Origin of the sequence: Nonomuraea antri, assembly GCF_013283785.1 — a bacterium.
Lineage (GTDB): Bacteria > Actinomycetota > Actinomycetes > Streptosporangiales > Streptosporangiaceae > Nonomuraea > Nonomuraea antri.
In genome coordinates this window covers 1-10384 of sequence record NZ_JABCPZ010000314.1, presented here as the reverse complement: position 1 = coordinate 10384, position 10384 = coordinate 1, and the positions used below count along the sequence as shown (strand labels likewise).

Sequence of the window (10384 nt, the reverse complement as noted above, 5' to 3'; positions counted from 1 at the left end):
CCTCCCCGCCGTCCCGGTGTCTTCCAGCCCGTCCGGCTCAGGCGTCGCCGAGGTGGGAGAGCGCGTGCAGGCCCGCGCCGACCAGCCCGGCGTCCGCGCCGAGCGCGGCGGGCAGCAGCGGCGCGGCGGACGGCCCTGGCAGCGCCTCGGCCAGGTAGGCGGCCCGCAGGGGCTCGAACAGCGCCCGGCCGAGCATCGAGACCCCGCCCGCGACGACGATCGCGTCGGGGTCGACGAGGTTGGCGGCGCCGGCGAGCACCCGGCCGAGCAGCGTCGCCGCGCCGGTGATCACCGGTGAGCCGAGCCGGCCGATCTCGGCCAGCGGCAGCGCCCGCCCGGTGGCGGCCAGGTAGGCGCGTTCGATGGCCGGTCCGGACGCGTGCGCCTCGATGTGGTCGAGCCCGCCGCACGGGCAGCGGACGCCCGCAGCCGTCGGCGCGGGCAGGTGGCCGAGCGCGCCCGCGCTGCCGGTGGCCCCGGTCAGCACCCGGCCGGACACGCAGACCGCGCCACCGATGCCGGTGCCGACGGCGACGACCAGGGCGGTGCGCGCGCCACGGGCCGCGCCGATCCGCGCCTCGGCGACGCCCGCGGCGTGGCAGTCGTTCAGCACGACCGCCGGCAGCCGCAGCGCGCGCTCGGCCGCGCCCTTGACGTCGGTGCCCGCCCAGCCGCGGATCAGGTCGTTCGCCGACGCGATGCGACCCCGGGGATCGACGGTCCCCGCGGTCCCGATGCCGCAGATCGCGGCCCGCGCCGCCAGCGGCCCGGCAAGCTCGGTGACGGCCCGCACGATCGACGGCCCGTCCGGGGTGGCGGTCCTGCGGTGCTCGGTGAGGGTGCCGTCGGGGGCCACGAGCCCGGCCGCGATCTTCGTGCCGCCGATGTCGACGGCCAGCGCGAGCGGGCTCATCGCAGCGTGGCGGCGGCCAGGCGCCGGGTGATGGCGATCGGGTCGGTGATCGCGCCGCCGACCACCACGGCCCAGGCACCGGCCGCGAACGCCTGGCGGACGTGCCGCTCGGTGCGGTAGCGGCCCTCGGCGATCACCCGCACGCCGCGTTCGGCGAGCGCGGCGACCAGGCGCAGGTCGGGCTCGTCCGGGGTGGGGAGCTGGCGGGCGGTGTAGCCGGACAGGGTGGTGCCGACGACGTCCGCGCCCGCCGCCCAGGCGGCCAGGCCCTCGTCGATGGTGGAGACGTCGGCCATGACGGCCGGGCCCATCGCGTGGATCGGCTCGATCAGCTTCAGCCCGGGGCCCGGGGTCTCCTCGGTGAGGTCGACGGCGATCACGTCCGCGCCGGCCTCGGCCAGTTCGGCGGCCAGGTCCAGGGTGGGGGTGATCGCGTGCCGGTGGCCGTGCGGGACCTTGTGCAGGCCGATCACCGGCACGTCGGTCCTGCGGCGGACCGCGGCGACGTCCACGGCCGAGTTGACCCGCAGGCCAACCGCGCCGCCGCGCACGGCGCACTCGGCCAGGCGGGCGATCACCTCGGGATCGCGCAGCGGGTGCCCGTCGGGGGCCTGGCACGAGACGATCAGCCCGCCAGGCAAGGGCATGCCCAATCGGGCCACTCGCACTGTGCTCCTCCTCCGAGACGTCGAGATGTCACTGGTTATAGGGCAGCAAAGAACGAGCGGTCAAGAAATTGGAGTACACCAATTTTCCGCTAGACTGCCGGTCATGGAGCTGGAAGTCCCCGCGGCCAGGTCATTCCACCTGCGCAGGCATCTGGCCGACCTCCTGGTGAGCGACCTGGCCCCGCACGACCGGCTGCCCGCCGAGCGCAGCCTGGCCGAGGAGTTCTCGGTCAGCAGGCTCACCGTGCGGCGCGTCATCGACCAGCTCGAACGCGAGGGCCGGGTCTACCGGGTGCAGGGTTCGGGCACGTTCGTGAGCGAGCCGCGCATCCGCAAGTCGGTCGAGCTGACGTCCTTCACCGAGGACATGCGCTCGCGCGGGCTGCGTCCCGGCTCGCTCGAGGTGAGCTGCGAGCGTGTCCCGGCGGGCGCGGAGATCGGCGCCGCGCTGCGGATCAGCCCGTCCGCGCAGGTCCTGCGCCTGCGCCGGGTGCGCACCGCCGACGACGAGCCGATGTGCCTGGAGCACAGCCACCTGCCGGGCGAGCTCGTCCCCGGCGACCTGGGGCCGGAGCTGCACGGCTCGCTGTACGAGCTGCTGTCGTCCCGCTACGGGCTGACCGTGCACCGGGCGGAGCAGACGATCAAGGCGACCGTGCTCGACCCGGACGACGCCCGCGCGCTCGACGTGCCGCCCTTCTCCCCCGCCTTCCTGGTGCAGCGCACCGCCTTCGACGCCAGGGGCAGGGCGATCGAGCGCGCGGACTCGCTCTACCGGGCGGATCGCTACTCCTACCGGCTCACCATCTACCGGGAACCCGAGCCCGACGGCTTGTCCTAGGGTGGAGATCCACACGGAAAGGGGCAGGCGTATGCGTAGCGTGGCGCGCACCTCACTCGTCGACGCCGCGATCGCGGAGCTCCGCAGGGAGATCAGCAGCGGCGCCTGGCCGGTGGGCACCAAGATCCCGTCAGAGGCGCAGCTCGCGCAGAGCCTCGGCATGAGCCGGCTGTCGGTGCGCGAGGCGCTGCGCGTGCTGGCCCACGCCGGCCTGCTGGCCACCCGTCAGGGCGACGGCACGTACGTGACGGCCACCGACGAGTCGCGGGTGGCCCTGCGCCGCCGGCTCGACACGGCGGCGGCGATGGACATCATCGACGTCCGCCGCGGCCTCGACCTGGTGGCCGCCAGGCTGGCCGCGGGCAAGCGCACCGAGGCCGACGTGGCGGCCATGCGCGGCGCGCTCACCCGGCGCGACACCGCCGCCGGCGCCGGTGACCTCGACGGCTTCGCCGACGCCGACGTCGCCTTCCACCTGGCCGTGGCCGACGCGGCGCACAACCCGCTGCTCGGCGACCTGTACCGGAGCATGAGCGACGCGCTGCGCGACAGCGTCCGCGACCAGGAGCAGGCCGCGCTCGAACCCGACACCTCGCACCACGACCTGCTCGCGGCCATCGAGTCGGGCGACGCGGCGGCCGCGGTCGCCGTCTCGATCGCCATCCTCGACCAGCAGGAACGCCACCTGTAACGGGCTCACCCGGGTTCCGGCTCCGGTTCGAGCCCGGCCAGCAGGTTGAACGCGCCGGTCATCAGGTTGAGCGTGACCAGGCCGACCAGCTCGGCGATCACCCGGTCGCTCCAGCCGTGCCCGCGCAGCTCGGCCACGTCCTGCTCGCTCAGCGAGGCGGGCTCGGCGTACACGCGGACGGCGACGCCGATCAGCGCGGCCTCCCTGGCGTCGGTGGAGGTGCCCTGCCTGGCCAGCTCGATGTCGCTCTCGCTCAGCCCGGCGGCCCTGGCGGCGGCCGTGTGGGCCTGCTTGCACAGCTCGCAACCGATCCACTCCTGCAGGGCCAGCGAGATCTTCTCGCTCAGCGGCCGCGGGATCTTCACCCGCTTCATCGCCCGCGACAGGTTCAGATAGCCCTCCAGCAGCGCCGGCGAGTGCGCCATGGTGGAGACCATCCGGCCCGCCGAGCCGTGCCTGCCGATGATCTCTTTCAGCAGCTCGCGGGACTTGTCGGGGGCCTGGTCGGGTTCGAGAACGGTCAAGCGCGGCATGATTCCTCCAGAAATATACCCTCCTAGGGTATAAGAAGGAGGAGTCCCGTGGCTATTCCCAGCGCCACCGAGGCGACGGCCGTCACGACCGCGAGCACGCCGCGGCGCGCGGCCGGGCCGCCTTCCTGCCTGCCGAAGGCCGGGCGGATCCAGCGCAGGTAGTAGAAGACGCTGGCCATCGTGTTGGCCGCGGCCACGGCCGCCAGCCAGGCGTAGCCGCCGTCCCAGGCGGCGGCGAACATCAGCAGCTTGCCCGCGAACACCGCCGTCGGCGGCGTGCCGATCAGCCCGAGCAGGCACACGATCAGCGCGAACGCGAGCCACGGCGAGCGGCGGGCCAGCCCCGCGTAGTCGCGCAGGTCGTCCCGCCCGACGGCCACCACCACCGCGAACGCGCCCAGGTTCGTGACCGCGTAGCCGGCCAGGTAGATCAGCAGCGCGGGCTCGGCCAGGCCGGTGCGTCCGGCCATGGCGACGGGCACCAGCAGGTAGCCGGCCTGGCTGATCGTGGAGTAGGCCAGCAGCCGGCGCACGTTGTCCTGCTGGAAGGCGGCCAGGTTGCCGAGCGTCATCGTGGCCGCCGCGAGCACCGCGAGCAGCGCGGGCTCGCCGAACACCCCGCCGGCCAGCCGGTACAGCGCCACGAACGCGCCGATCTTGGGCACGGTCGTGACGAACGCGGCCACCGGGGCCGAGGCGCCCTCGGTCACGTCCGGGACCCAGAAGTGCGCGGGCACCGCCCCCGCCTTGAACAGCAGCCCGGCCAGCAGCAGGACCGTGCCCGCGACCGGGGCCACGGCGTCCTGGTAGGCGGTCGCGCCCGAGGCGCCGTAGACGATGGTGACGCCGGCCAGCATGAGCACCCCGCAGAAGGCGCCCATCAGGTAGTACTTGAGCGCCGCCTCCGTGCCGGGCGCGTCCTTGGCGAAGCCAGCGAGCGCGTACGCCGGAATGCTCGCCAGCAGGTACGCCGCCACCAGCACGAGCAGGTCACCGGCCCCCGCCATGACCACCGTGCCGAGCGCGGCGAGCATGATCAGCGTGTACAGCTCGGTCTCCCTGGGCCGACCCCTGGCCCAGCGGGCGGCCAGGCCGATCGACAGCAGCGTGGCCAGGCAGACGATGAGCCTGGCCGCGTTGGTGGGCAGGTCCACCAGGTAGGCGTCGAAGGTGGTCATGGCGGGCCGCGTCAGCCGGGTGGCCGTGACGACGGCGGCGGCGGCCAGCGCGACCCCGCAGATCCAGGCGACGACGCGCTGCCGGTCCCTGGGCAGGAAGATGCCGACGAGCAGGCCGACCGCGCCACCGGCCAGGATCAGCAGCTCGGGCAGGAGGTCGAGGGGGTTCTCCATCTCCATCAGCGGCCGACCAGGGTGACGATCGCCCGCGCGGCCGGCTCGATCAGGTCGAGCAGCGGGCGCGGCGCCAGGCCGATGATCAGGGACAGGAGCAGCAGCGGGCCGATCGCGGCCAGCTCGTGCGGGCGGATCTCGCTCACCCTGAGCTCTCCTGGCGCGCCGAGGAAGGCCCGGTGCATGACCCGCAGCAGCAGCGCGGCGGTGATGAGGATGCCCAGCAGCGACAGCGCGCCCGCGACGACCGCGCCGGCCCCGATCACGCCGGCGAAGATCTGGAACTCGGCGATGAACCCGGACAGGCCGGGGAGCCCGAGCGAGGCGAACGCCGCCACCGCCATGAGCCCGGTCAGCGCCGGCGCGGTGGCCGCGATGCCGCCGTAGCGGCCGATCTCGTAGCTCTGGGCGCGGTCCCAGAGCACGCCGGTGATCAGGAACAGCGCGCCGGTGATCAGGCCGTGGCTGACCATCTGGGTGACCGCCCCGCTGACCGCCAGCTCCCTGGCCTCCTGGTGACCGGCCAGCCCGGCCGCGCCGAGTGCCAGCACGATGTAGCCCATGTGGTTGACCGAGGTGTAGGCGATCAGCCGTTTCATGTTCTCCTGGGCCAGCGCGACGAGGGCGCCGTACAGGACGCTGACCACGCCGACCACGATGAACACCCAGGCGTAGGTCCGCCAGGGGCCGGGCAGCAGCGGCATCGCGATGCGGGCGAATCCGTACGTGCCCATCTTGAGCAGCACCCCGGCGAGGATGGCCGAGCCCGCGGCGGGCGCGTCGGTGTGCGCGGGCGGCAGCCAGGTGTGCACCGGCACGGTCGGCGTCTTGACCGCGAGTCCCACCGCGATCGCCAGCAGCACCGCCGCGCCCGCGGGCGGCGGGCTCTGCGCCAGCTCCACCAGGTCGAACGTGTGCGGCCGCGCGGCCAGGTACAGGCCGATGAAGCCGAGCAGCAGCGCCAGCGAGCCGAGGAACGTGTAGAGGAAGAACGTCAGCGCCGACCTGGACCGCTCGCCGTGCCCCCACCCGGCGATCACGAAGTACATGCCGACGATCGACAGGTCGAAGAAGACGAAGAACAGGATCAGGTCCAGCGCCGCGAACAGGCCGATCGAGACGGTCTGCAGGAACAGGAACAACGCGGCGTACGCGCGCGGCCGGTGGGTCTCGCGCACCGAGTGGACGGCGCAGAGCAGGAACAGCACCGCGGTCATCACGATGAGCGGCAGCGACAGGCCGTCCACGCCCACGTGGTAGCCCGCGCCGACGGACGGCATCCACTTCAGCCGGGTCTCGTAGGCGATGCCGGCGCCCGGGTACCCGATCCACAGCGCGACGGCGAGCGCCAGGTCCACGGCGGTGGCGGCGATCCACACGCCGACGGCGGCGCGCGCGCCCACGCGGGGCAGGGCCAGCAGGGCGGCCGCGGCCAAGGGCAGGAAGACGACGATCGAGAGCACGCTCACCTCATCCGGGCGCGGGGTGACTAGGTCTCATCGCGGCCTCACCTCACCAGGGCGAACACGACGGCCAGCAGGATCAGGCCGACGGCGGCCTGGGCGAAGTAGGTGTGGACCTGGCCGGTCTGCGGGCGGCGGGCCAGCCCGCCCAGGCGGGTGACCGCGGTGGCGACCGTGCGGACCGCGGCGTCCACGCCCGACTCGAACGGCCGCCCGGCCAGGCGCGCGGCGGCCAGGACGGCCCGGGCGGCGGCGTGCACGGCGCCGTCGACGACGCGGTCGTCGAACCTGGCGGCGGCGCGGGCGAGCGCGGTGAGCGGCCGCCACACCAGGGCGCGCGCGGCGGGCTCCAGCCGCAGCCAGCCGGCGAACGCCCCGTCCCGCGCGACCCCGGCCGCGACCAGCCGTGACCGCCTCGAACCCGCCGTAACCGCGGGTTTCTGCGCCAGCAGGAAGGCCAGCAGGACGATCAGCGCCAGGCCGCCGGACAACGCGAGTTCGCCGGGCGAGACCGGGTGGGCGCGGCGATCGCCGACCAGGCGGCTCCAGGCGTCGAAGATCGCGGGGATGCCGACGATCCCGAACCCGGCCGCCACCAGCGCCAGCACCGGCAGCGGCAGCCGCTCCAGCGTCCCCACCCGCCCGGTGCCCGGCTGTTCGGTGCCGGTACGGGTCCGCGCGTCCGCCGGTCGCCACACCTGCGCCAGCGCCCTGGCCGCGTACGCGGCGGCCAGGAGCGCGGCCACCAGCGCGACCCCGTACAGCGCCGGGTCGTCGATGGCGCCGAGTATCGCGTCCTTGGTCACCCACAGCGACAGCGGCGGCGCGCCGGCCAGCGCCAGCGCGCCCACCCCGAACGTGACGCCCACCAGCGGAAACCGCCGCGCGGCGCCGTGCAGCTCGGTCAGGCGCTTGGTGCCGAGCGCGGTCAGCCACGCCCCGGCCGCCAGGAACAGCAGGCTCTTGGCCGCCGCGTGCGCGACCAGATGCGCCGCTCCCCCGGCGACCGCGGACACCCCGGCGGCCAGCACCATGAACCCGAGCTGCGCGCAGGTGGACGCCGCCAGCAGTTGCTTGAGGTCGCGCTGCGCCACCGCGACCGCGCCGAGCAGCAGCGCGGTCAGCGCGCCCGCCCAGGCCACCACATCCGCCGCCCAGCCGGTCGCGGCGAGCAGCGGCTGCGACCGCAGCAGCAGGTACGCGCCCGCGGCGACCATGGTCGCCGAGTGCAGCAGCGCGGAGACCGGGCTCGGGCCCGCCATCGCCCGCGACAGCCAGAACGAGAACGGCAGCTGCGCGGACTTGCCGAGCGCCGCGATCACCACGCCGGCCGCGATCAGATCACGCGCGCCCGAGCCCGCGCCCGCCAGTCCGGACAGCGCCAGCGCCGCCGATCCCGGGCCGGACAGCAGTGCGGCCCCGGCCGCCAGGTACAGGCCCAGGTCACCGGTGCGGGTGGTGACGAAGGCGATGGTGGCCGAGCGGGCGCGTTCCCTGTCGCGCCACCAGTAGCCGATCAGCGCGTACGACATCGCGCCCATGACCTCCCAGGCCATGAGCAGCAGGACGAGGTCCGTGGCGGTGACGGTGACCAGCATCGCGGCGGCGAAGATGAGCATCAGCCCGTAGAACCTGGCCGCGCGCAGCTCACCGGCGGCGAAGACCAGCACGGCGAGCGTCACGGCGGCCACGGTGATCACCATGACGGCCGAAAGGCCGTCCACGGACAGCCCGGAGGTGAAGACGATCGTGGTGGTGACCGCGGGCCGCGTCCAGGCCGCGTACCCGGCCAGGGCCAGCGTGAGCACGCCGGTCCCGATCGCCACCGTCCGCGGCGCGAACTCGCGGCGGCACGCGGACGCGGCGAGCAGGAACGCGCCCACGGCGGCGGGGAGCGCGGGCAGCACCCAGAGCAGGCCGTTCATCCCTTGAGATCCCCGGCGTCGTCGGTGGTGTCCACGTCACGGGCGCGGAAGATCGCCGTGACCACGGCGAAGCCCATCGCCATCTCCAGCGCCATGACGGTCACCGCCACCAGCACCAGGACCTGCCCGTCTGCCGTCGCCGGGGCGACGAAGTACCAGAACGCGCCACCGGCCACGATCAGGCCGTTGATCATGAGTTCCAGTCCCATCATCAGCATGACGACGGACTGCTGGGTCAGCGCGCCGTACAGTCCCACCGCGAACAGCGCGGCGGCCAGCAGGAGGAAGGCCTGCAACGTCATCGGTCGTATCGCCCCCGATGCGTGGCCAGCACCACCGTGGAGATCATCGTGGCCAGGATCGCCACGCCGATCACCATCATCACCAGCATCTTCGGCCCCATGATCGACAGGCCGAGCGCGTGCGTGGGGTCGGCGGGCGGGCGCCCCGCGCGTCGCGGCCAGGGCGCCAGCAACGCCCCGGCGGCCAGCGACACGAACACCACCCCGGCGATGATCGCGGCGCCCCGCTTGTTGTGCACCATGGTCATCGGCATGAGCCCGGCCGGGTTCATCATGAACATGATCATGAAGACGGCCATGACCAGCATCTCCATGACCATCATCAAGATGATCAGCACGCCCAGGTAGCGCAGGTCGATGAGCAGGAACGTCCCGCCGACCGCCAGCAGCGAGGCGAGCAGCGCGAACGTCGCCCTGGCCATCGAGTCGACCACGAACACGCTCACCCCGGCCGCCACGGCGAGCACGGCGAGGCCCCAGAACACGACACTCACCGCTCCACCCCGCTCCGGGCTCCGCCGCTCATGGCAGCACCACGACCCCCACCACCAGCAGTTGCAGCAACGTCAGCGGGATCAGCACCACCCAGGCGAACTCCACGAACCGGTCCGCCCGCACCACCGGCATCCGATGCTTGACCAGGATCAGCAGCCCCAGCACGGCGACCAGCTTGATCAGCCCCCAGGCCCAGGCCGGCAGCACCGGCCCCGCCCCGCCGCCCAGGAACAGCGGCACGGCCGCCGCGGCGGCGACCACGAGCATCGCGTAGCGCCCGGTCTCGAACACCAGCCGGTCCGGCCCGCCCAGGTCCGCCCGGACCCCGCCGGCCACGTCCGGCGCGACCGCCTGCCCCATCGGGCCCCAGAACGCCATGGCGGCGGCGGAGATGAGATAGACCACGAAGGCGGCCGGCATCCAGACGGCGAACCAGAGGTCCCGCTGCGCGGCCACGACGTCGTTCATGCGCAACGAGCCCGCGCCGAGGCCGACCGCGATCAGCGCGAACATGTGCGGCAACTCGTACCCCATGCCCTGCGCCACGAACCGGTAGCCGCCGACCAGCGGAAACACCGCGTTCTGGCCCCAGCCGACCAGCCAGAGCGCGCCCCAGACGCAGACCTCCATGGCGTTGAACCAGACGACCCCCACGTCCAGGTCCAGGACCGGCGGCAGCCCGACCGGCAGGACCACGGCGGCCAGGAGCGCGGCCACCGGCAGGCTCACGACGCCGATCCTGAGCAGGAGGGTGTCGGGCGACACCGTCGCCCGCCGCTCCACCACCAGCAACCGCGCCGCCTCCCGAACCGGCGCCATCACCACCCCTCCGGCGGCGGCTCGTCTGCCGGGTGCGGCTCTCCGGGCAGGCGCGCCTCCCTGGGCAGGCGCGCTTCTCTGGGCAGGCGCGCCTCTCCGGGCAGGCGCGGCTCTTCTGGCAGGCGCGGCTCTTCTGGCAGGCGCGGCTCTTCTGGCAGGCGCGGCTCTTCTGGCGGGTGCGGCGCCGAGGGCCGCGTCCAGGGCCGCCGCCGCCCACACCAGGACGCCGAGCCCGACCACGAGGGCGATCGCCTCACCCATGGGAGCCTGCCTGGGCGAGGTCGGGATCCAAGCTCGCAACGATCAGCCGAGCGGCCCCCAGTTCGGCACCGACGAGCAGCCCGGGCAGCAACTCAAGCACCAGCCCCGCATCCCCCCACCC

11 protein-coding genes are annotated in these 10384 nt (G+C 73.9%); 2 read left to right on the top strand and 9 right to left on the bottom strand.

The annotated features are described in order from the left end of the window. Positions 1-37: 37 nt before the first annotated feature. Together HII36_RS50205 and HII36_RS50200 are read right to left on the bottom strand one after the other, a co-directional pair. On the bottom strand, positions 38-913 hold the full coding sequence (locus tag HII36_RS50205; protein ID WP_173530491.1) for an ROK family protein: 876 nt from the start codon (positions 911-913) through the stop codon (positions 38-40). Beyond that, entirely contained in the window at positions 910-1575 is a 666-nt protein-coding gene (locus HII36_RS50200; protein WP_328808261.1) for an N-acetylmannosamine-6-phosphate 2-epimerase, read from the bottom strand. The genes HII36_RS50205 and HII36_RS50200 overlap by 4 nt, the downstream gene beginning before the upstream one ends. A 109-nt stretch (positions 1576-1684) precedes the next feature. Here HII36_RS50200 and HII36_RS50195 point away from each other — a divergent pair, with 109 nt between their 5' ends. Both HII36_RS50195 and HII36_RS50190 read left to right on the top strand, forming a co-directional pair. Continuing rightward, the gene (locus tag HII36_RS50195; protein ID WP_173530490.1) at positions 1685-2422 is read left to right on the top strand and encodes a GntR family transcriptional regulator; all 738 of its coding nucleotides are present in this window, start codon (positions 1685-1687) and stop codon (positions 2420-2422) included. Between the two features lie 31 nt (positions 2423-2453). Beyond that, complete coding sequence (locus HII36_RS50190; RefSeq protein ID WP_173530489.1) at positions 2454-3113, top strand: FadR/GntR family transcriptional regulator; 660 nt, start codon at positions 2454-2456, stop codon at positions 3111-3113. A gap of 5 nt (positions 3114-3118) precedes the next feature. On the opposite strand, the gene HII36_RS50185 is transcribed toward HII36_RS50190, so the two are convergent. The 7 genes from HII36_RS50185 to HII36_RS50155 are packed head-to-tail and all read right to left on the bottom strand — an operon-like array spanning position 3119 to position 10263. Further along, positions 3119-3646 carry a carboxymuconolactone decarboxylase family protein gene (locus tag HII36_RS50185; protein ID WP_173530488.1) on the bottom strand — a complete coding sequence of 176 codons (528 nt, stop codon included), beginning with the start codon at positions 3644-3646 and terminating at the stop codon, positions 3119-3121. A gap of 23 nt (positions 3647-3669) precedes the next feature. After that, positions 3670-4998 carry an NADH-quinone oxidoreductase subunit N gene (locus HII36_RS50180; protein WP_236004914.1) on the bottom strand — a complete coding sequence of 443 codons (1329 nt, stop codon included), beginning with the start codon at positions 4996-4998 and terminating at the stop codon, positions 3670-3672. A 5-nt stretch (positions 4999-5003) separates the two neighbouring features. Then, complete coding sequence (locus HII36_RS50175; RefSeq protein ID WP_173530486.1) at positions 5004-6461, bottom strand: complex I subunit 4 family protein; 1458 nt, start codon at positions 6459-6461, stop codon at positions 5004-5006. Between the two features lie 44 nt (positions 6462-6505). After that, positions 6506-8386 carry an NADH-quinone oxidoreductase subunit 5 family protein gene (locus HII36_RS50170; RefSeq protein ID WP_173530485.1) on the bottom strand — a complete coding sequence of 627 codons (1881 nt, stop codon included), beginning with the start codon at positions 8384-8386 and terminating at the stop codon, positions 6506-6508. Next, on the bottom strand, positions 8383-8688 hold the full coding sequence (gene nuoK, locus HII36_RS50165; RefSeq protein ID WP_173530484.1) for an NADH-quinone oxidoreductase subunit NuoK: 306 nt from the start codon (positions 8686-8688) through the stop codon (positions 8383-8385). Before nuoK ends, HII36_RS50170 begins: the two co-directional genes overlap by 4 nt. Then, positions 8685-9182: an NADH-quinone oxidoreductase subunit J gene (locus HII36_RS50160; RefSeq protein WP_328808260.1), complete on the bottom strand. Its 498-nt coding sequence runs from the start codon at positions 9180-9182 to the stop codon at positions 8685-8687. The genes nuoK and HII36_RS50160 overlap by 4 nt, the downstream gene beginning before the upstream one ends. A 28-nt stretch (positions 9183-9210) precedes the next feature. Further along, complete coding sequence (locus HII36_RS50155; RefSeq protein ID WP_328808259.1) at positions 9211-10263, bottom strand: NADH-quinone oxidoreductase subunit H; 1053 nt, start codon at positions 10261-10263, stop codon at positions 9211-9213. Positions 10264-10384: the final 121 nt, after the last annotated feature.